20 protein-coding genes are annotated in these 21,503 nt (G+C 68.9%); 14 read left to right on the forward strand and 6 right to left on the reverse strand.

Translation table 11 applies throughout. The annotated features are described in order from the left end of the window. Positions 1-51: 51 nt before the first annotated feature. The 4 genes from ASD37_RS24935 to fadD4 all read left to right on the forward strand — a co-directional run bounded on the left by ASD37_RS24935 (position 52) and on the right by fadD4 (position 5,810). Positions 52-1,041 carry a hypothetical protein gene (locus tag ASD37_RS24935; RefSeq protein ID WP_235568542.1) on the forward strand — a complete coding sequence of 330 codons (990 nt, stop codon included), beginning with the start codon at positions 52-54 and terminating at the stop codon, positions 1,039-1,041. Further along, the gene (locus tag ASD37_RS24940; RefSeq protein ID WP_056557947.1) at positions 1,038-2,183 is read left to right on the forward strand and encodes a hypothetical protein; all 1,146 of its coding nucleotides are present in this window, start codon (positions 1,038-1,040) and stop codon (positions 2,181-2,183) included. The genes ASD37_RS24935 and ASD37_RS24940 overlap by 4 nt, the downstream gene beginning before the upstream one ends. A 150-nt stretch (positions 2,184-2,333) precedes the next feature. Then, positions 2,334-4,160: a phosphoenolpyruvate carboxykinase (GTP) gene (locus tag ASD37_RS24945; RefSeq protein ID WP_056557949.1), complete on the forward strand. Its 1,827-nt coding sequence runs from the start codon at positions 2,334-2,336 to the stop codon at positions 4,158-4,160. Between the two features lie 126 nt (positions 4,161-4,286). Next, the gene (gene fadD4, locus ASD37_RS24950) at positions 4,287-5,810 is read left to right on the forward strand and encodes a fatty-acid--CoA ligase FadD4 (protein ID WP_056557951.1); all 1,524 of its coding nucleotides are present in this window, start codon (positions 4,287-4,289) and stop codon (positions 5,808-5,810) included. Between the two features lie 37 nt (positions 5,811-5,847). Here the strand turns inward: fadD4 and ASD37_RS24955 are convergent, their stop codons facing one another. Next, complete coding sequence (locus ASD37_RS24955) at positions 5,848-6,600, reverse strand: GntR family transcriptional regulator (RefSeq protein WP_056557953.1); 753 nt, start codon at positions 6,598-6,600, stop codon at positions 5,848-5,850. A gap of 2 nt (positions 6,601-6,602) precedes the next feature. Further along, the gene (locus tag ASD37_RS24960) at positions 6,603-7,751 is read right to left on the reverse strand and encodes an acyl-CoA dehydrogenase family protein (protein ID WP_056557955.1); all 1,149 of its coding nucleotides are present in this window, start codon (positions 7,749-7,751) and stop codon (positions 6,603-6,605) included. A gap of 24 nt (positions 7,752-7,775) precedes the next feature. On the opposite strand from ASD37_RS24960, the gene ASD37_RS24965 reads away from it, so the two are divergent. The 4 genes from ASD37_RS24965 to ASD37_RS24980 all read left to right on the forward strand — a co-directional run bounded on the left by ASD37_RS24965 (position 7,776) and on the right by ASD37_RS24980 (position 12,035). Continuing rightward, positions 7,776-8,834, forward strand: coding sequence for a MaoC family dehydratase (locus ASD37_RS24965; protein ID WP_056557957.1), 1,059 nt, complete (start codon positions 7,776-7,778; stop codon positions 8,832-8,834). 129 nt (positions 8,835-8,963) lie between these two features. Further along, positions 8,964-10,013, forward strand: coding sequence for a cupin domain-containing protein (locus tag ASD37_RS24970; protein WP_056557959.1), 1,050 nt, complete (start codon positions 8,964-8,966; stop codon positions 10,011-10,013). Positions 10,014-10,093: 80 nt separating this feature from the next. After that, positions 10,094-10,921: an alpha/beta fold hydrolase gene (locus tag ASD37_RS24975; RefSeq protein ID WP_056557961.1), complete on the forward strand. Its 828-nt coding sequence runs from the start codon at positions 10,094-10,096 to the stop codon at positions 10,919-10,921. A gap of 58 nt (positions 10,922-10,979) precedes the next feature. After that, positions 10,980-12,035: an aldo/keto reductase gene (locus ASD37_RS24980; protein WP_056557963.1), complete on the forward strand. Its 1,056-nt coding sequence runs from the start codon at positions 10,980-10,982 to the stop codon at positions 12,033-12,035. Here the strand turns inward: ASD37_RS24980 and ASD37_RS24985 are convergent. The 3 genes from ASD37_RS24985 to ASD37_RS24995 all read right to left on the reverse strand — a co-directional run bounded on the left by ASD37_RS24985 (position 12,007) and on the right by ASD37_RS24995 (position 14,171). Then, entirely contained in the window at positions 12,007-12,858 is an 852-nt protein-coding gene (locus tag ASD37_RS24985; RefSeq protein WP_056558311.1) for an alpha/beta hydrolase, read from the reverse strand. The two genes, ASD37_RS24980 and ASD37_RS24985, sit on opposite strands and share 29 nt — an antisense overlap. A 90-nt stretch (positions 12,859-12,948) precedes the next feature. Then, a complete protein-coding gene (locus ASD37_RS24990) occupies positions 12,949-13,644 on the reverse strand; it encodes a GntR family transcriptional regulator (RefSeq protein WP_056557965.1) in 696 nt (231 codons plus the stop codon). Beyond that, positions 13,641-14,171 (reverse strand): hypothetical protein, encoded by a 531-nt coding sequence (locus ASD37_RS24995; protein WP_056557967.1) that lies wholly within the window; start codon positions 14,169-14,171, stop codon positions 13,641-13,643. The genes ASD37_RS24990 and ASD37_RS24995 overlap by 4 nt, the downstream gene beginning before the upstream one ends. Before the next feature lie 109 nt (positions 14,172-14,280). Here ASD37_RS24995 and ASD37_RS25000 point away from each other — a divergent pair, with 109 nt between their 5' ends. Genes ASD37_RS25000 through ASD37_RS25025 form a run of 6 tightly spaced genes read left to right on the forward strand, consistent with a single transcriptional unit; the run spans position 14,281 to position 19,990 of the window. Further along, positions 14,281-15,396, forward strand: a complete 1,116-nt coding sequence (locus ASD37_RS25000) for a TIGR03364 family FAD-dependent oxidoreductase (RefSeq protein WP_056557969.1) — start codon at positions 14,281-14,283, stop codon at positions 15,394-15,396. Between the two features lie 11 nt (positions 15,397-15,407). Then, a complete protein-coding gene (locus tag ASD37_RS25005) occupies positions 15,408-16,085 on the forward strand; it encodes a phosphonatase-like hydrolase (RefSeq protein ID WP_056558314.1) in 678 nt (225 codons plus the stop codon). A gap of 9 nt (positions 16,086-16,094) precedes the next feature. Beyond that, positions 16,095-17,141: a 2-aminoethylphosphonate ABC transporter substrate-binding protein gene (locus ASD37_RS25010; protein ID WP_056557971.1), complete on the forward strand. Its 1,047-nt coding sequence runs from the start codon at positions 16,095-16,097 to the stop codon at positions 17,139-17,141. A gap of 2 nt (positions 17,142-17,143) precedes the next feature. Next, on the forward strand, positions 17,144-18,313 hold the full coding sequence (locus tag ASD37_RS25015) for an ABC transporter ATP-binding protein (protein WP_056557973.1): 1,170 nt from the start codon (positions 17,144-17,146) through the stop codon (positions 18,311-18,313). Continuing rightward, positions 18,310-19,218, forward strand: coding sequence for a 2-aminoethylphosphonate ABC transporter permease subunit (locus ASD37_RS25020; protein ID WP_056558317.1), 909 nt, complete (start codon positions 18,310-18,312; stop codon positions 19,216-19,218). Before ASD37_RS25015 ends, ASD37_RS25020 begins: the two co-directional genes overlap by 4 nt. Next, a complete protein-coding gene (locus ASD37_RS25025; protein ID WP_056557975.1) occupies positions 19,193-19,990 on the forward strand; it encodes an ABC transporter permease in 798 nt (265 codons plus the stop codon). The genes ASD37_RS25020 and ASD37_RS25025 overlap by 26 nt, the downstream gene beginning before the upstream one ends. On the opposite strand, the gene ASD37_RS25030 is transcribed toward ASD37_RS25025, so the two are convergent. Further along, entirely contained in the window at positions 19,987-21,303 is a 1,317-nt protein-coding gene (locus tag ASD37_RS25030) for a septum formation family protein (protein WP_056557977.1), read from the reverse strand. The two genes, ASD37_RS25025 and ASD37_RS25030, sit on opposite strands and share 4 nt — an antisense overlap. Positions 21,304-21,503 lie beyond the last annotated feature (200 nt).

Raw genomic sequence — 21,503 nt, forward strand, 5'->3', positions numbered from 1 at the left:
GGGTGCGCGGCGGTGCCACGATGAAATCCGGGGGAGCATCGGGGAGTTGTGGTGACGCAGGCATTCATCGGGGAGCTTCAGATAGTGGCCGGTGACCCGCGCGTGAAGCGGATTGCCGACCGCATTGGCCGGCCGGTCCGAGTCGCGGTGCTGGGCCGAGAGGGCGTCGGCCGCCGTCACGTGGCGACCGCGCTGCGCCGGCGTGGGGTCGCCGTCTCCGCTTCCTCCGACGGTGACGTGTGCGTGCTGGTCGTCGCGGAGGCGGTGAAGGACGAAGACCTCGACATGGTTCGGTCCGACCGTCGACCGGCGTTGGTCGTGCTCACCAAGGCGGATCTGGCCGGGACCGGCGCCGGGGGACCGATGGCGGTGGCTCGGCGGCGGGCCGTCGGCATCCACCGGCAGGTCGGCATCCCTGCCGTCGTGGCGGTCGGGCTGCTGGCCGCGCTGGAGCCGGCCGACCTCGACGACGCCCTCGTCGCGGCACTGCGCCACTTCGTCACCGAACCGCCGAACCTGACCAGCGTCGACGCCTTCGTCGACGACCCCCATCCGGTCGAACGGGACGTCCGGATCCGGCTGCTGGCACGGCTGGACCGGTTCGGCATTGCCCATGCCGTCCTCGCGCTGGCCGACGGGTGCGACCCCGAGCGGTTGTCGACGCATCTGGCGGGCGTGGGCAACGTCGACGAGGTGCTCTCCGCCCTCGACGCGGTGGCGGCGCCGACCAGATACCGCCGACTGCGCGGAGCGGTCGTCCAATTGCAGTGTCTCGCTGCCAAATTGGACCACGCTGCGCTCTTGGAACTGTTGGCCTCCGACGTCGCGGCAATGGCCACGATGACCGCGGCGGTCGACGTGGTCACCGCGGCCGGGCTGTCGGTCGACCGGGGTGACACCGCGGCCGCCCACCTCGACCGTGCGCTGGCGTGGCGCAGGTACGGCCGCGGGCCCGTCAACGCGCTGCATAGGCAGTGCAGCGCCGACATCGTCAGGGGCTCGCTGCGGCTGCTGGACGACGTGCGGAAGCAGCGGGCGTGACGGTGCCCGGTCGCGTCGTCCTGGTGGTCGGGCCGCCGCTGGCCGGGGTGGGTGGTGTCGTGGCCGCCCTAAGTGCCCGCGTTCCCGGGGTCGACGTCGTCGAGGCCGACGGTCTGGCGGGCCGCGCACCCGATGCCGTGCTGGCCGTCTTCTCGGCCGCGGCGCCGTTGACCAGGTCGGACTGGGCGTCGGTCGAGCCGGTGGTCGTGCGTGCCGGTCGGGTGATCGGGGTGGTGTCGAAGATCGACGCGCACCTCCGGTGGCGTGACGTCGTGGCTGCCGATCGGGCCCGCGTCGCGGGGTGGGACGGGCGGTACGGTGCGACGCCGTGGCTGGGGGTCGCCGCAGCGCCGGGTCTCGGGGGACCCCGAGTCGACGCGTTGGTGGACCTGCTGCGCGCTGAGTCGACGCGAAGTCCGTTGCCCGTCAGCAGGTTTCGTGCCGTGCGGGCTCCGTTGGGGCCGGACCCGGCCGAGGTGAGACGTGTGCTCGCGGGGGCACGGCTACGGCTGCTCCGCGTCGTCAGGGACGAGAGCGCGACGCTGCGCGCCGAACTTCGCGACGGGGCCGCCGAGGTGGGCGTCGGCGGATCGGCAGGCTTCGAGGCCCTGGTGACGGCGGCGGCGCTTCGGTTTCACGTGCGGTTGGCCGAAGAGGTCGACCGCGTGGTCGACACCGCCGCCGCCGGGCTCGGGTTGACCGCGACGCCGGCCCCGCCGCGGCCCGATCCCCCCGACACGAGCCGGACGACGACGTCCTCCCGACGACTGGAGGGGCAGCTGGTGGCTGTGCTCGGCGTGGGATTCGGGACGGGCGTCGCGGTGGCATGCAGTCGGCTGCTGGCGGGGCTGGTGCCGGGGTCCTCGGCGCTCGGATGGGCGGCCGGCATCGCGGCCGGGCTGGCGCTGGTGGTGTGGGTGGTGCGGGCGCGGGGGTTGCTGCACGATCGCGCGATGCTCGACAGGTGGGCGGTAGAGGTGGTCGCGGCGCTGCGGTGGCACGGGGAGGCGATGGTCGCCGAGCGCTTGCTCGGGGCCGAGTCGCAATGGGCGGTGGGAGTGCGCGAAGCCCCGCCGAAGTCGGGGGTGGCGAGCCGGGCGTTGACGCGCGATGTTGTTACTGACCAGTATGAATGGTGGTGAATCAAGGAATTCGTGGCCAATTTCGCCGGAAACGCTCATCTGAATCGTTCCTGTGAGACAACGGACATACCACCGATTAACCGCGGGTATGTCACCCGCGTTAACCTCGATCCCAGGCATTCACCGAGACCGCCGAGCAGGAGATTTTAGATGACCTCAGCGACCATTCCCGGTCTGGACAGCGCACCGACGAAACACGAGGGGCTGCTGGCCTGGGTTCGAGAGGTTGCCGAGCTCACCGAGCCCGATCGCGTCATGTTCGCCGACGGCTCCGACGAAGAATACGAACGTCTGACCTCACACCTCGTCGAGGTGGGCACCTTCCAGAAGCTCGACGACAAGAAGCAGCCCAATTCCTTCCTGGCCTTGTCCGACCCGTCCGACGTGGCGCGCGTCGAATCGCGCACCTACATCTGTTCGGAGCGCGAGATCGACGCGGGCCCGACCAACAACTGGATGGACCCCGCCGAGATGCGGGAGCTGATGACCGGTCTGTACCGCGGCTCGATGCGTGGCCGCACCCTGTGGGTCGTGCCGTTCTGCATGGGCCCGCTCGGCGCGGAGGATCCCAAGCTCGGCGTGGAAATCACCGACTCGGAGTACGTCGTCGTCTCGATGCGCACCATGACCCGGATGGGCAAGGAAGCGCTCGACAAGATCGGCGACGACGGGTTCTTCGTCAAGGCGCTGCACTCGATCGGTGCGCCCTTGGAAGATGGCCAGGCCGACGTGCCGTGGCCGTGCAACGACACGAAGTACATCACCCACTTCCCCGAGACCCGCGAAATCTGGAGCTACGGCTCCGGCTACGGCGGCAACGCGCTGCTCGGCAAGAAGTGCTACTCGCTGCGCATCGCGTCGGCGATGGCCCACGACGAGGGCTGGCTCGCCGAGCACATGCTGATCCTCAAGCTGATCAGCCCCGAGAACAAGGCCTACTTCATCGCCGCGGCGTTCCCGTCGGCATGCGGCAAGACCAACCTTGCGATGCTTCAGCCGACCATCCCCGGGTGGCGCGCCGAGACCGTCGGCGACGACATCGCCTGGATGCGGTTTGGCAAGGACGGCCGCCTCTACGCCGTCAACCCCGAATTCGGCTTCTTTGGCGTCGCGCCCGGCACCAACTGGAGCAGCAACCCGAATGCGATGAAGACCATCGCCGGTGGCAACACCGTCTTCACCAACGTCGCCAAGACCGACGACGGTGACGTGTGGTGGGAAGGCCTGGAGGGCGACCCCGACCACCTGATCGACTGGAAGGGCCAGGAGTGGGACCGCGAGTCGGATACCAAGGCGGCGCACCCCAATTCGCGGTACTGCACCCCGATCTCGCAGTGCCCGACGCTGGCGCCGGAGTGGGACGACCCGCAGGGCGTGCCGATCTCGGCGATCCTGTTCGGCGGGCGTCGCAAGACCACGGTTCCGCTGATCACCCAGGCGCGTGACTGGCAGCACGGCGTGTTCATCGGGGCCACGCTTGGCTCGGAGACCACCGCGGCAGCCGAGGGCAAGGTCGGCACCGTCCGCCGCGACCCGATGGCCATGCTGCCGTTCCTCGGCTACAACGTCGGCGACTACTTCCAGCACTGGATCGACCTTGGCAAGAACGCCGACGAGTCCAAGATGCCCGCGGTCTTCTTCGTCAACTGGTTCCGCCGCGGCGAAGACGGCCGGTTCCTGTGGCCGGGATTCGGCGAGAACAGCCGCGTGCTGAAGTGGGCGATCGAGCGCATCGAGCACCAGGCCGACGGCAAGAGCACTCCGATCGGCATCGTCCCGACGGCGGCCGACCTCGATCTGGACGGTCTCGACGTGGATGCCACCGATGTGGACGAGGCGCTAGTCGTCAACGCCGACGAATGGCGCAAGGAACTTCCGCTGATCGAGGAGTGGTTCTCCTTCGTCGGCGAGAAGCTGCCGACCGGCATCAAGGACGAGTTCGACGCGCTGAAGACCCGGTTGGCCAAGGCCGACTAACTCCTTACTGCGCGAGCAGTCACAAAGGGCCCTGAATCCCATGGATTCAGGGCCCTTTGTGTCTGGTGGCGGGGGTAGGTGACCCTAGTTGACACCCGTCAAGTCGGGTCGTCGTAGAGTCACGTCATGCAGATCCGCGACACCGCCGTAGCGACCCCCGACAAGCCGGCCATCATCATGCATCCGTCGGGGACGGTTGTGACCTTTGGCGAGCTCGAGGCCAGGGCCAACCAGCTCGCCCACCTGTTCCGGTCGGCCGGTCTCGTCGAGGGTGACGCCGTCGCGATGCTGATGGAGAACAGCGAACACTTCCACGCGGTGATGTGGGCCGCGCGTCGCGCCGGGCTCTACTACGTGCCGATCAACACCCACCTCACGGCCGCCGAGGTCGCCTACATCGTCGACAACTCCAGCGCGAAGGCGATCGTCGGGTCGGGTGGGCTGCGCGAGCTGCTGGCCGGGCTGAAGGCCGAGCTGCCCAACGGTCAGCCTGCGGTCCGCCTCATCGCCGACGGCGAGCTCGACGGGTGGCAGAGCTACCCGGAATGCGTTGCCGACCAACCGGTTACGCCCATCGACGACGAGATCGAGGGCGATCTGCTGCAGTACTCCTCCGGCACGACCGGTCAGCCGAAGGGCATCAGGCGCGCGTTGACGCATCAGTCGCCTGCCGAGGTGCCCGGCTTGATGGCGGCGCTGGTCGGTTTCTGGATGCGGCCCGACGCGGTCTATCTCAGCCCGGCGCCGCTCTATCACACGGCCCCGTCGGTCTGGACGATGCAGACGCAGGCGGGCGGCATCACGACCGTCATCCTGGACAAGTTCAGCCCCGAGGGAGCGCTCGACGCGATCCAGAAGTACCGGGTGACGCACGGCCAGTTCGTCCCCGTGATGTTCACCCGCATGCTCAAGATGCCCGAGGCCACGCGGACCTCCTACGACGTCTCCAGCCTGGAACGCGTCATGCACGCCGCCGCCCCGTGCCCGGTGGAGATCAAGCAGCAGATGATCGACTGGTGGGGACCGATCGTCGACGAGTACTACGCGTCATCGGAGGCCATCGGGTCGACGCTGATCAGCGCCGAGGAATGGCTGACCCACCCGGGCTCGGTCGGCAGGTCGATGATGACTCCGCTGCACATCCTCGACGAGGACGGCAACGAGTTGCCCGCTGGCGAGGCCGGCGAGATCTACTTCGAGGGCGGCGCCGACTTCGAGTACCTCAACGACCCGGCCAAGACCGCGTCCTCACGCGACTCGCACGGCTGGAAGACCGTGGGGGACATCGGATATCTCGACGAGGACGGCTACCTCTACCTGACCGACCGGCGGCACCACATGATCATCTCCGGCGGGGTCAACATCTATCCGCAGGAGGCGGAGAACGTGTTGGTGACCCATCCCAAGGTGATGGACGCCGCGGTGTTCGGCATCCCCGACGAGGAGATGGGCCAACGGGTCAAGGGCGTGGTGCAGACCGTCGACCAAGCCGAAGCGACCGACGCGTTCGCCGAGGAACTGCTTGCCTGGCTGCGGGACCGGTTGTCCCACTACAAGTGTCCGCGATCGATCTCCTTCGAGGCGCAGCTGCCCCGCACCGACACCGGCAAACTGTACAAGCAGACCCTCATCGAAAAGTACTCCCGCTGACGTGATTTCGGCGCGCTAACGTTCGCTCGGCGAACGTTTACGCGCCGAAATCGCCGGAGGTTCGGCGCAGCGTCACCCGGTAGGTGTATTGCTCCGGCAGGAAGTGGCTGACGGCCAACTCCACCGGTGTCCCCGACGCGTCGGAGTACAGCCGGTCGACCCTCAGCATCGGATGCCCCGGCGGGCAACCCACCGCCGCGGCCACCTCGTCGTCGGCCGTGGACACCGTGATCGACTGTGCTGCTTCGGTTATCGATGACGTCAGGTGTGGTTCGGTCAGCCCGATCACGGTGCTGGTGCTGACGGCGTCGTCGGCCAACTCCGGTGCACCGAGCACCGTTCTGGCCACGAACTCCGGCAGGTGCACGCGCGTGAGCACGAACGGGACGCCGGGGTCGGTGCCGTGCAGGCGACGCAACACCACGGTGTGGACGACGTCGTCGTCGAGCCGCAGCCTGCTGGCCGCCTCGACGTCGACGCGGCGCCGTAGCCCGGTGAGCACCTCCATGGTGGTGTCGTCGGACAGGCTCATCAGGTCCTCGATGGAACCCAGCTGTCGCAGATAGCGGTGCCCGTCCTGGTGGGCGTAGGTGCCCCGCCCCGGCACCCGGTAGACCACGCCCTCGGCGACGAGGTCCTGGAACGCGCGCCGCACGGTCTGCCGGGACAGGCCGTGGCGGGTGACGAGCTCGGACTCGGTGGGCAGGCGGACGCCGTCGGCGTAGACGCCCGAGGCGATCTCGTCCCGAAGTGCTTGGCGCAGCGTCTGATACGCAGGTGGGGCGCGCACGGTCAGAGCCCGCCGCGGGCCACCAGTTGGGCGGCGATCACGTTGCGTTGAATCTCGTTGGTGCCCTCGCCGACGATCATCAGCGGCGCGTCGCGGAAGTAGCGCTCGACGTCGTACTCGGTGGAGTAGCCGTAGCCGCCGTGGATCCGCACCGCGTTCAGGGCGATCTCCATCGCGGTCTCCGAGGCGAAGAGCTTGGCCATGCCCGCCTCCATGTCGGCCCGCGCGCCGCTGTCGTAGCGGTCGGCGGCGTGCAGGGTCAGCTGGCGGGCGGCGGTGAGCTTGGTGGCCATGTCGGCCAGGTAGTTGCCGATGGCCTGGTGCTTCCAGATCGGCTCGCCGAAGCTCTCGCGCTCCTGCGCGTAGGCCAGGGCGTCCTCGAAGGCGGCGGTCGCGACGCCGAGCGCGCGGGAGGCGACCTGAATGCGGCCGGTCTCAAGGCCTTTCATCATCTGCCCGAAACCCTTGCCAGGGATGCCGCCGAGGACGGCGGTCGACGGCACGCGGTAGTCGACGAACGAAAGTTCGCACGACTCGACGCCCTTGTAGCCGAGCTTGGGCAGATCGCGGGAGACCGCGAGCCCCGGGGCGTGCTCGGCCAGCACGATGGACATGCCGCGGTGCTTGGGGGTGGCGTGTGGATCGGTCTTGCACAGCAGGGCGATCAGCCCCGAGCGCCGCGCGTTGGTGATCCACGTCTTCGCGCCGTTGACCACCAGGTCGTCGCCGTCGGCGCGGGCGACCGTGGTCATCGCCTGCAGATCCGAGCCGCCGCCGGGTTCGGTGAGTGCCATTGTGGCGCGGAGTTCGCCGGTCGCCATGGCGGGCAGGTATCGCTGCTTCTGTTCGTCGGTACCAAAGAGATCCAGGAGCTTGGCGACGACGGTGTGGCCGCCCATGGCGCCGGCCAGGCTCATCCAGCCGCGCGCCAACTCCTGGGTGACCAGCACGTAGCACCGCGTCGACACCGGCGTGCCGCCGTACGCCTCTGGCACGGCCAGCCCGAAGATGCCGATGCGCTTCATCTGGTCGATCCACGCCTCGGGGTAGGTGTTGGCGTGCTCGACGTCGCGCACGGTCGGTTTGACGTCGCGGTCGACGAACGCGCGCACCGTGGCGACCAGCATGAGTTCTTCGTCATTGAGTTCCATTTGTACGGCCATATTGACACGTTGATGGCGACACTGCCAGCATGTGACGCTGTGACTTTGTCCGGCCAAATATCGTCCGCCCCGTTCTTCGACGACTTGGCGGTCGGGCAGGTGTTCGACCGAGCCCCGTCGATGACGCTGACACCGGGCACCGCCGCCGTGCACCAGTCGATCCTCGGGGACCCGATGCGGATGCCACTGGACGCCGCGCTGACGCGCGCGGTCACCGGGGCCACGGCACCGCTGGCCCACCCCGCGATGGTCAGCGACGTCGCGATCGGCCAGAGCACCCTCGCGACGCAGCGGGTGAAGGCGAACCTCTTCTACCGCGGCCTGACGTACTTCCGGTACCCCATCATCGGCGACACCCTCTACACCAGAACAGAAGTCGTTGGCCTGAAACAGAATTCGGCCAAGCCGGGCCGCGGTCGTACCGGGCTGGCGGCGCTGCGGATGACGACCATCGACCAGGCCGACCGGCTGGTGCTGGACTTCTACCGGTGCGCGATGCTGCCGCTGAGCCCGGAGGCGCCGGACACCGGGCACGCCGACGATCTCTCGACCATCGGGGCCGACGCGGGGACGTCGACCGACCCGACCGCCGAGTGGGACGCCGACGCCTTCCGTGCCCGGGTGCCCGGCCCGCACTTCGACCCCGAGATGGCTGGCATGGTGCTGACGAGCACCGGCGACGTCGTCAGCAGCGCTCCGGAACTCGCCCGGTTGAGCCTCAACATCGCTGCCACGCATCATGATTGGCGCGTCAACGGCCACCGGCTGGTCTACGGCGGGCACACCATCGGCTTGGCGCTGGCACAGGCCACTCGGCTGATGCCGAACCTGGTCACGGTTCTCGGGTGGGACTCCTGCGATCACACCGGGCCGGTGCGCGAGGACGACACGCTGTACAGCGAGCTCCACGTCGAGGCGGTGCGCCCGCTGCCCGCTGGCCGCGGCGGGGTGCTGTCGCTGCGATCGCTCGTCTACGCCGTCGGGGGCAGGAGCGCAGCGACTCGGGGGGTATCGACAGGTGAGCCCGACCGGCAGGTGTTGGACTGGCGATTCCGGGCGCTGCAGTTCTGACCCGCGCCATCGGTGGGGGCTAGCCGGTAGTCGAGATTGCGGCCAGCGGCGTCGACGCCGTCACCCCAAGTAGGCCAAGGTAAGTGGCATAGCCCGATTGGGCGACCCGCATACCGAGGAGGCGCAGTCATGACCACGTCGATCAACCGCAGCAATCACACCCTCTCACTGCTCGACGGCGAGATCGTCGAGGAGTCCGAGCTGGGCTCGATGCGGCGGGTCACCGCCGACAACCTGCCCATCCTCAAGGGTCTGTCGATGAAGCGAGTGTTGCTGAACCCGGGTGCGATGCGCACGCCGCACTGGCACGCCAACGCCGACGAACTCACCTACTGTGTCTCGGGCACCGCCCTGGTGTCCATCCTCGACGACGGCAGCAAGTTCTCGAGCTTCGTCGTCACCGCCGGACAGATGTTTCACGCCGAATCCGGCTCGCTGCACCACATCGAGAACATCGGCGAGGACGTCGCCGAGTTCATCATCGCCTTCCGCAACGAGCGTCCCGAGGACTTCGGCTTCGGCGCCACCCTTGGCGCGTTCTCCGACGCCGTGCTCGGCAACACCTACAACCTGCCGTCCTCGGACTTCGCCAAGATCCGCCGCAGCACAACCGATCACAAGCTCGCCGCTCGCATCGGCGATCCGGTGGTGCCCGCCGGTGCGTACTTCGGTGACCCCCACAAGTTCGACGTCGAAGCCCAGCCGCCCAGCCTCAACTACGTCAGCGGCAGCGCCCGCTTCGCCCGCGACCAGTACTGGCCGGCGTTGAAGAACATCTCGATGTACTCCCTGCGCGTCACCGAGGACGGCATGCGCGAACCCCACTGGCATCCCATCACCGCCGAGATGGGCTACGTCCAGCACGGCGACGCGCGCATGACGGTGATGAATCCCGATGGCACACTGGACACGTGGAACATGACCACCGGCGACATGTACTTCATCCCGCGGGCCTACCCGCACCACATCGAGAACATCGGCCAGGATGATTGGCACTTCCTCATCTTCTTCGACCAGCCGTTCCCCGCCGACATCGGCTACAAGGCCTCCGCCAGCGCGTACTCGCGCGAGGTGCTCGCCGCCACGTTCAACACCCACCTCGACGATCTCCCGACGTTCCCCTTCACCCCGGCCGACCCGCTGGTCGTCGGACGCGTGAACCCAGTCGACCCCCGCTAGTCCCCCCGGCGATTTGTGGAGTTTGAGGAGCGGTCAGCGCTCCCAAAACTCCACAAATCGCCTAACTGAGAGGCACTGCAATGGCTTTCGTCACCACACCTGACGGCACCGACATCTTCTACAAGGACTGGGGCACCGGGCAACCGATCGTCTTCAGCCACGGCTGGCCGTTGTCCTCGGACGACTGGGACAACCAGATGCTGTTCTTCCTGGCCCAGGGCTACCGCGTGGTCGCGGCCGACCGGCGGGGCCACGGTCGCTCCACCCAGACCCCGGGCGGGCACGACCTGGACCACTACGCCGACGACCTCGCCGTCGTGATCGAGCACCTCGACCTGCACGACGCCATCCACGTCGGGCACTCCACCGGCGGCGGTGAGGTGGTCCGCTATCTCGCCCGCCACGGCGAGAGTCGGGCGGCCAAGGCCGTGCTGATCAGTGCGGTGCCGCCGTTGATGGTGCAGACCGAGGCCAATCCAGAAGGCCTGCCCAAGAGCGTGTTCGACGGTTTGCAGGCCCAGCTGGCGGCGAACCGGTCGGAGTTCTACCGGGCACTGCCGTCGGGGCCGTTCTACAACTTCGACAAGCCGGGCGTGGAATCGTCTGAGGCGATCATCGAGAACTGGTGGCGCCAAGGGATGATGGGTGACGCGCTGTCGCACTACGACGGCATCGTCGCGTTCTCGCAGACCGACTTCACCGAGGACCTCAAGAAGATCACCGTGCCCACCCTGGTGATGCACAGCGTCGACGACCAGATCGTGCCGTACGTGGCCGCCGGGCCGAAGTCCGCCGAACTGTTGGTCAACGGCACGCTCAAGACCTACCGCGACAACTTCCCGCACGGCATGCCCACCACGCACGCCGACGTGATCAACGCCGACCTGCTGGCCTTCCTGAAGGGATAGTGGCAAGGGATCTGAGTATTTGGAAATAAACTCAGCCCGACTGGTCTTGGATGTGGGCATGGAGCACTTCACCTTCGGCCGCAACAACGGCCTGCGCGTGTCCGCCCTCGCCCTCGGCGCGGGAAACTTCGGGACGCGCTGGGGGTACGGCGCCGACGCCGAGACGTCCCGCGCGCTGGTCGACCGATTCGCCGACGCCGGCGGTACGGCGATCGACACGGCGGCGAGCTATCAGGTCGGCGAGTCGGAGGAGAATCTCGGACGCATCCTGGCGGGGCGCCGAGAGCGGTTCACCATCGCCACGAAGTTCGCCATCGGCGGCGCGACGCCGGACGGTAGCGGCGTACTGCAGACCGGCAACGGCCGGCGGGCGATGTTCCGTTCGGTCGAGGACAGTCTGCGCCGCCTCGGCACTGACTATCTCGACCTGCTCTACGTGCACTTTCCGGACTTCGTCACCCCGGTCGAGGAGATCGTCCGGGCATTCGACGACCTCGCCAGCGCCGGCAAGATCCTCTACGCCGGCCTGTCGAACTTCCCGGCGTGGATGACGGCCCGCGGGGTGACCCTGGCCGACGTCCGGGGGTGGACGCCCATCTCGGCGGTGCAGTTCGAGTACAGCCTCGTCGAGCGCAGCGGCGACCGCGACAACCTCCCGATGGCCGAGGCGCTCGGCCTCGGCGCCGCGCTGTGGTCCCCGCTGGGCGGCGGATTGCTCACCGGGAAGTACCGCAGTAGCAGTGCGGGCAGGCTGACCGAGTGGAATCGGTTGGTACACGCCGAGGACGAGCCGGTGAACGCCGCGACGGTGGACGCCGTGCTCGACGCCGCGGGCGAGCTCGGGGTGCCGCCTGCGAGGGTGGCCGTCGCCTGGCTGCTGGAACGCGCCAGGCGGTCACCGACGGGCGTGGTGCCGGTGATCGGCCCGCGGACGGTGGACCAGCTCGACGACTACCTGGCCGCGCTCGACGTCGACCTCGGTGCGGAGATCTACGACCGGCTGGACCGGGCCAGCGCCATCCCGCTTGGCCAGCCCCATGAGCAGAACGCGGCGCGACGGAGCACCACGCTCGGTGGCGACGGTTTCAGGACGGGGCCGATTCCGTCTGCGTGAGGTGTCGGCGCAACCAGGTGACCTGGCTGGCGAAGAAGCCTAGTGACACGCGGGCTTTCGGGACGACGCCGTCGAATCCGTGAAAGGCGCCAGGGACGACTTCGACGTCGCACGGCACACCGGCTGAGGTGAGGCGTTCGGCGTAGGCGAGATCCTCCTGATGGAACAGGTCGTTGGTGCCGACCCCGATCCACGCCGGCGGCAGCCCGCCGAGATCGGGATTGCGTGCGGGCACGGCGACGTTCGGGTCGGCGTCGCCCAGGTAGCTGGCCCAGCCGTAGACGTTGGACTTCTGCGTCCACAACCGATGGTGGTGGTCGTCGAGACCCTCCTGTGTCGCCGAGCGGTCGTCGACCATCGGGTACACCAGCAGTTGCGCCGCCAGGCTCACCTCACCCCGGTCACGGGCCAGCAGCGCCAACGCGGCGGCGAGTCCGCCGCCGGCACTGGCGCCGGCGACGGCGACGCGTGCGGGGTCGACGTCCGGCAGGTCGGCGAGCCAGCGCAGCGCGCCGTAGCAGTCCTCGAGCGGGGTCGGATACGGGTGCTCCGGCGCCAGCCGGTAGTCCACTGCCGCGACGGTGACCCCCAGCTCACGGGAGAACCGGCGGCACAGATCGTCGTCCTGGGCGGCGCTGCCGATGACGTAGCCACCGCCGTGAATCCACAGCAGCGCAGGGCCTTTCACCTGAGCGTCGGGTGCTCGATGCAGCCGAACCCGGACACCGGATGCCAGCGTCAGCACCTCGACGTCGGGCGGCGTTCGCCGGTCCATCAGGCGTGCGGCCACGCGGAACACCGGCAACGAGTTGGGGGTTATCATGCTGCGGGGGATCAACCGGGCGGAGCGCTTCAGCTCGGGATGAAAGTCGGCCACGCGACCGACACTACTTATCGGACGGTCCCGGCGCGCCTAATCGCGATCGTCGAGCAGGGCTTCGAACGCGACCCGGTCACCGCGGTACAGCGAGCGGACCACTTCGATCGGTCGGCCGTCGGTGTCCACCGAGCGACGGTGCAGCCGCAGCATCGGCATGGCCGTCGTCGACTCCAGCAGTCCGGCCTCGCGCGGGGACGCCAGGACGGTCTCGACTCGTTCCACCGCGGAACCGAATTCGACTCCGGTGGCGCGGATCGCGGCGTAGAGCGAGGTGGTCGGGTCGAAGGTCTCGGTGAACGTCCCGAAGCGATGCTTCGGCAGGTAGGTGCTCTCCAGTCCGATGCGTTGCCCGTCTGCCAGGAGGACGCGCTCGAGGTGCATCACCGCCGCACCGTCGGTGACGTCGAGGGCGACGGTGAGATCGGGGGTTGCCTCGACGTCCTCCCAGGTGATCAGCAGCCGGCCCGGTTTGCGCCCCATCTTCAGGGCGCCCTCGGTGTAAGACCTGATTGAAAGGGGCTGCACCAGTTTCGGTTTCGACACCACCGTGCCGCGGCCGCGGCGTTCGATGCGGCCCTCGACGAGCAGTTCGTGCAACGCCTGCCGCACGGTCTCGCGGGCGACTCCGAAGCGTGCGGCCAGCTCCCGCTCGGGAGGAAAGGCGTCGCCCTCGACGAGGTCGTCGAGAATCTCGTCGAGGGCCGTGCGGATCGCATACGGCTTGCTCATGGCGACTCCCTCTGGCGGGCAACGCGTTCGGCGACCGCGAGCACGTCGTCGATCGTAACGGTCGCGCCGGCGTTGGGGTCCTTGGCGGCGTCGTCGTAGCGCCGCAGCCGCAGCGCGTCGGCCCACCACTCGTGGGCGACGAGAGCGGGTTCGACCTCGGCACCGCCCTGGGCCCGAAGTGACGCCACCGACGTCGGGCTCAGCGCCGCGCCGTAGCCGGGGTCGGTTGCCGCCAGGTACCGCTTGGCGGCGACATGCTGGCCGGCCAGCCAGCCGACCCGCTCGCCGAACCGCGGTGTCAGCCACTCCCGGGCCGTCTGGTCGTGTCGTACGGCCGCCGCCGCGTCGAACAACGGACTGTGCGCGATGTCGTGCAGCGCGGCGGCGAGCACCAGTTCGTCGTCGGCGCCGTCGTCGACGGCACGGGCCGCCGACTGCAGGGCGTGGTCCAGTTCGTCGACCGCGTCCTCGTCCCACACGTCACGCAGGGACGACAGGAGGCGGGCGGTTTCGGTGATCGCGTCCACGGTTGCAGCATACCCTCGATTGGTCTATACCAATTGTTCATCTGCCGTTCCGGCTCCCATCACCGGAGCGTCGGCAGCCCGTATTCCCGAGTCTGGAAGGTCAACCACCATGCGCGTCACGATCATTGGCGGCGGAATCCTCGGAACCGCCCACGCCCTCGAGGCGGTTCGGCGCGGTCATCACGTCACCCAGCTCGAGCGCGAGCCGGAGGCCCGCGGCGCGACCGTCCGCAACTTCGGCCTGGTCTGGGTGTCCGGCCGGGCCAGCCACGAACTCGTCGCCGCCCTGCGGTCGCGCGAACTGTGGGAACGGATCGGGACCACGATCCCCGGCGTCGGGTTCCGGCCCGCCGGCTCGTTGACCCTGCTGCGCACACCGCGTGAGATCGCGGTCGCCGAACAGGCCGTCGAACGTGCCGACGCCGAGGCGCGGGGCTTCGAGCTACTCGAACCGGATCGAGCCCGTGCGCTGAATCCGGCGCTGCGGGGCCAGTTCTTGGCCGCTCTGCACTGCTCGCGCGACGCCGCGGTGGAGTCACGCCAGGCGATGCCCGCCATCCGTGAACATCTGTGCAGCACCGGTCGTTACGACTTCCTGTCGGGGACCGAGGCGCGCTCGGTCGACGGCACCACCGTCCGCGACGACCGCGGCAGGCTCCACGACGCCGACCTGGTTCTGGTGTGCCCCGGCGCCGCGCACGGCGGCCTGACCCGCGAGATCGCGGGGGACCTGCCGGTCCGCCGCGTGCGGTTGCAGATGATGCAGACCGACCCACTCGACGAACCGCTCACCACGGCCATCGCCGACGGTGACAGCTTCCGCTACTACCCGGGCTTCGCGGGAACTGCGCTCGACGGGTTGCGGGACAACGAACCTCAGCATGCGGTCGCGGCCGAGGGGCGCATGCAACTGCTGTGCGTCCAGCGTCTGCACGGTGGGCTGACGATCGGCGACACCCACGAATACGACGAGCCGTTCTCCTTCGACGTCGACGACGCACCGTATGACTACCTCGCCGCGCGCGTCGAGGAGTTCCTCGGCCGACCGTTGCCGACCGTCCGGCGCCGATGGGCGGGCGTGTACAGCCAATGCGTCGACCCCGGGCAACTGGTGCTGCGCACCCAGGCGGCCGACGGCGTCTGGGTGATCACCGGGCCCGGCGGTCGGGGCATGACGCTGGGGCCTGCGATCGCCGAGCAGACCGCCGATCTGATCGAACTGTGAAGGAGCCAAGCATGATTCAACTCGCCGTGCTCGACATGGCAGGAACGACGGTCGCCGACGACGGCCTGGTGATCAGTTCGTTCGAGGCTGCCGCCACGGCCGCGGGCCTGCCCACCGAAGGGGCCGACCGCGAGCATGCTCGCCAGTACGTGCTCGACACGATGGGACAGTCCAAGATCGTCGTGTTCCGTGCCCTGTTCGGCACCGAGGACCTCGCCCAGCGGGCCAATGCCGCCTTCGAGAGCGCCTACGCGGCGGCGATCGACGACGGCCAGGCCAGGGCGGTCGACGGCGCTGGCGAGGCGATCGCGCGCCTTCGCGACGCCGGAGTGAAGGTGGCGCTGACGACGGGCTTCAGCGGACCCACCCAGCAGAAGCTGCTGGCCGCGCTTGGCTGGGAGTCAGCCGTCGACCTGGTGCTGGCCCCCGGCGCCGGAGTGCGCGGCCGCCCCTACCCGGATCTCATCCTGACCGCCCTGATGCGGCTGGGCGTCGACGGCGTCGGTGACGTCGCCGCACTCGGTGACACCACCAGTGACGTCACCAGTGCGCTGCGCGCCGGATGTGCCATCGCCGCAGGCACTCTCACGGGCGCCCACGACGAGAAGCAGTTGTACGACGCCGGAGCCACCCACGTGGTGCCGACGGTGTCCGAGTTCGCCGACCTGATCCTCGACCACCAACGCTAGGACGCAGAGATGACACTTCGAAAGACCCTGGCGGCTCTGACCGCCGCAACCCTCGCCGTCACCCTGACGGCGTGCGGCGGCACCGGATCCTCCGGTACGGGAACGGGTGAGACCATCACGGTGTACAGCGCCGACGGTCTGGCCACCTGGTACAAGACCCAATTCGACGCCTTCACCAAGAGCACGGGCGTCAACGTCAACCTGGTGGAAGCTGGCTCCGGCGAAGTGGTCTCGCGCGTCGAGAAGGAACAGTCGAACCCGCAGGCCGACCTGTTGGTCACGCTGCCACCGTTCATCCAGAAGGCCGACCAGTCGGGTCTGCTGCAGCCGAGCGGCGTCGACGTCAGCGGCATCCCGGCCGCCCAGGTGGGTCCGGACGGTCACTACCTTCCGGTTGTGGACAACGCGCTCAGCTTCATCGCCAACCCCGGCGCGAACCCGCAACCCGCCACCTGGAACGACCTGTTGGCACCCGAATACAAGGGCAAGCTTCAGTATTCGACGCCGGGGCAGGCCGGTGACGGCACGGCGGTGCTCGTCCTGCTGCAGCATCTGATGGGCAAGCCCGCGGCGCTGGACTACCTCGGCAAGCTGCAGGCCAACAACGTGGGACCGTCGTCGTCGACCGGCAAGTTGCAGCCGAAGGTCAGCAACGGCGAGCTGCTGGTCGCCAACGGCGACGTGCAGATGAACCTCGGCTCGATCAAGGACGACGGGTCGAAGTTCACCGTCTTCTTCCCGGCCGCCGCCGACGGTACGAAGACCACCGTCTCGCTGCCCTACGTCGCGGGCATCACCAAGGGTGCGCCCCACGCCGACTCGGCCAAGAAACTGCTGGCCTTCCTGGTCTCCGAAGACGTCCAGAAGACCGTCGCACCCGAGGCGCTCGGCATCCCGGTGCTGAGCTCGCTGGTCTCGTCGGCGCAGGGGGCTGCCGCACCGAACACCCCGGCCGCGGTGCTCAAGGGCGTCGACGTGTGGGTGCCCGACTGGAACGCCGTGCTCAAGGATCTCGACGCCGACGTCGCCGCGTATCAGAAGGCCACCGGTAGCTGATCATGGCCGAGACCCGGGTAGGGAAGACGACGGCGGGGATCGGTCTTCGCCGTGAGGCGATCGCCGAAAGCAATTCGCCCGCAATCACCTTCGACCGCGTTGGCGTGACCTACGGCCGCGGTAAGAAGACGACGACGGCGCTGGTCGACTTCAACCTCCGGGTGGCCGTCGGTGAGACGGTGGCGCTCCTCGGCCCCAGCGGGTCTGGCAAGTCCACCGCGCTCAACGCGCTCGCCGGGTTCGTCCGCCCAGCCACCGGCGCGGTCCGGCTCGCCGGTCGCGACGTCACCGACCTGCCGCCTGCCAAGCGCGGCATCGGCGTGGTGCTGCAGTCCTACGCACTGTTTCCACACATGCGGGTATACGACAACGTCGCGTTCGGTCTGACGTCGCGACGGGTCCCGCGTGGCGAGGTCGCGTCCCGGGTCGCCGAAGCCCTGGACATGGTCGGCATGGCCGCCTACGGAAAGCGTTTGCCCCGTGAGCTTTCCGGCGGGCAGCAGCAGCGGATCGCGATTGCCAGGGCGCTGGCCATCCGGCCGAGCGTGCTGTTGCTCGACGAACCCCTTGCGGCGCTGGACGCCCAGCTGCGCCAGTCGATGCTCGCGGAACTGCAGCGACTCAAGGAGGCGCTGCCCGACACCGCGATGCTCTACGTGACCCACGACCAGGGCGAGGCGCTGGCACTGGCCGACCGGATCGTCGTGATGAAGGACGCGCGGCTGATGGACGTCGGCACCGCCGAAAGTCTCTGGAAGCGACCACCGACCAGTTTCACGGCCGCCTTCCTCGGTGGCGCCAACCTGATTCCCTGCACAGTGGGGCGGGTCATCGGCACGTCGGCACTGGTGACCTTCGCGCACAAGACGGTCGGCGCGGAGGCACCCCAACCCGCCGTCGGCAGGGCGGACTGGGCTCCACAGTCCAAGGCGCTGCTGTGCATTCGCCCCCACGCCGTCAAGGTCGTCGGCCTCGGCGATCGAGACGCGCTGCGCGCCAAGGTGAACGCCGCGGTGTGGCGAGGTGCCACCACCCGCCTGACCGTGTCGGTCCACGGCCTGCCCGACCAGGTGGTCGAGGTCGACGTGCCGGGTGCGACGACGTATGACGTCGGGGCCGAGATCGGTCTGCGGTTCCCCGAGCCCGCCGGCGTGCTGGTGCAGTGCCCGTGACGGCCGTCCTCGAGTCGACGCCGGAGGCCCCGGTCCGACCGGCCGCGCCGAGGTCGGCGGCCGTGTGGTGGGCCGTTCCGCCGGTGGCGATCGTGCTGCTCGCCGCGGTGTACCCCCTGATTCGGGTGTGCTTGGAGTCGGTGAAGGGCGTTGGGACTCAGAGTAGTTGGCTGAGCGTGCTCTCGTCCGAAGTGTTCCGCGACGCGCTGTGGCGGACCGTCGCCGTCGCGGCCACCTCCACGCTCGGCTGCCTGGTGCTCGGCACGTTCCTGGCCGTCGTGCTTGCCTTCGTGCCGTTTCCCGGCAGCCGCCTCGTCGGTCGTCTGATCGACACCGTGCTGGCGCTGCCGTCGTTCCTGGTCACGCTGGCCTTCACCTTCCTCTACGGCACCGCGGGCGCGGTCAACGCCGCAATCGCCGGCGTCACGGGCGATCAGGCGCCCGTCCTCGACTTCCTGTACACGCCGGCGGGCGTGATCGCCGCGGAGATCACGTTCTTCACGCCGTTCGTCGTCCGCCCGCTGTTGGCGTCGTTTTCGACGATGCCAAGGGCGCAGCTCGACGTCGCGGCCAGCCTCGGCGCGTCACCCCTTCGGGTGCTGCGCTCGGTGGTGATGCCCGAGGCGTGGCCCGCGCTGATGGCCGGAGGCAGTCTCGTTCTGCTGTTGACGCTCAACGAGTTCGGCATCGTGCTGTTCACCGGCGCCAAGGGCGTCACGACGCTGCCGGTGCTGATCTACACCAGGGGGATCGTGTCGTTCGACCTCCCGGGAGCGGCGGTGATCGCAACCGTGCAGATCGCGCTGTCGCTGGCGCTCTACACCGTCTACCGTGTCGTCTTCGCCCGCGTGACGACACGACGGGAAGGGACGGACACCGATGTTGTTGTGGACCAGGCGAAGTAGAGCCGTCCTGCTCGGCGTCTTCGCGGCCGTCGTGGCCGTCGTCTTCGTCGCGCCACTGTCGACGGTGGTGCTCGCCGGGTTGGCGGGGTCGTGGACCGGTGCGCTTCCATCCGACCTGGGCCTCGCTCACCTCGGCGGCGCGCTGTCCGGGGAGAACCTGGCCAGCCTGTCGGTCAGCCTGCAGACCGCCTTCGTCGCAGGCGGTTTGGCGTTGGTACTCGGTGCGTGGGCCGCGCTCGCGGCGCGGGAATCGCCGCGGTGGCTGAGCCGGATCGTCGACGCGGTGTTCCACCTGCCGATCGCGGTGCCGTCGGTGGCGCTGGGGCTCGGCCTGCTGATCGCCTTCAACTCGCCGCCACTGCTACTCGGCGGAACGCGGTGGATCGTGATGCTCGGCCATGCCGTGCTGGTGCTCGCCTTCTCCTTCAGCGCGGTCTCGGCCGCGCTGGACCGACTCGATCCGGCCTACCGGCTGGCGGCGGAATCCCTTGGGGCCAGCCCATTCCGGGTGCTGACGCGGGTGACTCTGCCCATGTTGCTCCCGTCGCTGGGTGCCGCTGCGGGCCTCGCCGTCGCGTTGTCGATGGGTGAACTCGGCGTCACGGTGATGGTGTATCCGGCCACGTGGAAGACGTTGCCCATCACCATCTTTGCGCTCACCGACCGTGGGCAGGCGTTCCAGGCTGCTGCGGGGACGACCGTCCTGCTGGTGGTCACCCTGGTGACGCTGGTCGGGTTGGGCCGCATCCGCTCCGCAGCGGCCGTGCGTTAGGCCGCAGGCGCAGGCGCGGGTTCCGGCGGGACGTAGCCGGGCAGCGTGATCGGCGGCAGGCCGGGAATCTCGAGGATTCCGGGTGGCGCGGCCGTGCTGGTCTCGCTCGGCGGCGTCGCAGGTCCCGGCGGGGGTCCCAGCGGAGGCGCCGTCCCCGTCGTCGTCGGCGGGGCCTCGGTCGTCGGAGCCTCGGTGGTCGGGGCAGGAGTCTCGGTGGGTGGTGCGGCTGTGCTCGTCGGCGCGGGTGGCGGGGTCTCGGTCGGCAGCGGCCCGATCGGAATCAGGGGCTCTTCGTAGACCGGCGGAGGCGCGGGCGCCAACGCGCTGGGCGGAGGCGGCGGTAGTGGTGTCGGCGACGGTGCCGGTGGGGGAGGCAGATCCGCCGGCGACGACGTTCGCACGCTTCCCGACCGGGGCGTCCAGCCCTGTTCGGCGGGCTTGCCGATGCCGCAGGACACCTGCTTGCTGCCTGCCGCCCAACTGACGGCGGACACCGGCTCGACACCGAGGGACAGCCCGGACGTGCTCAGCCTGGCCGGCGCCAGGTAGGCGTCGGCCGTGCGGGTGCAGGCCTCGGTGATGAACGACCGCTGCTCGGCGTCGGACGGCAGGCTCCCCGTGAACCGCTCGGCCAGGCTGACCGAGCCGGTGACCTCGAGGCCGTGCGGTGTGGAGCAGTCGACGGGGATGTCGGTCGAGCGGTTCGACGAATCGAGGCCGAGGCAGGTGCCGGGCGCCCAGACCTTCGACTGGTCCAGGTCGACGATGCGGCCCTTGAAGGGCACCGGCTTGCCCTCTTGGCCGAGCAACTGGAGTCCGCACAGCAGGTTGCGGCTGCCGGTATTGGTCCCGTCCGCGTCACCCGCCCAGAGGACGCTGATGGTGAACCGGCTGTTCGGGTCGTAGTGGGTTCCCAGGTATTCGCGCACGGCGAGCTGGCACGGCTCCCCGAAGCCGTTCATGTCGACGGGTTTGGCGACTTCGAACATGTGGTCTGAACGGCACTGCACGAACGACGGCTTGTCGGGTGCGTCGGGGGGCCAGCTGAGGCACGTTCCGGTGCCTGCGTTGCTGAACACGATGCTGGCGCGGCTGCCGCCACTGGCGGTCCTCGGCGCCTCCGGCGTGGACGTGAGCAGCTGGATCACCCCGCCGACGAGCACGACGATCATGACCAGGGTGAGGATTCCGCGGCGGTGCGCGCGGGTCTGCCGTTGCTTGGCGTCGCCCTCGGGGCCCTCGCACTTGTCGTCGAGTGCGGCGAGTACGGACGCGAGGTCGGGGACTCCGCCGTCCGTCTGGCGGTTCTTCACCGTGCCCGGCTCCGTCGAGGTGTCGGCACGAACCCGCCTTCCACGCCCCTGCCTTCCGCGACGATGAGCTGGCTGCCTGTGCTAGCCACGGGATCCAGCGTGGCACAGCCTCGCAGGCGACGCCACGTCTGCGGCCGTACCGTGACCGGCTTCGACGTCATTCCGTGTCTCGGTTGCCTGTGAGTCGGCGTGATTTCCGA

The organism is Mycobacterium sp. Root135 (genome assembly GCF_001426545.1).
Taxonomy (GTDB): Bacteria; Actinomycetota; Actinomycetes; order Mycobacteriales; family Mycobacteriaceae; genus Mycobacterium.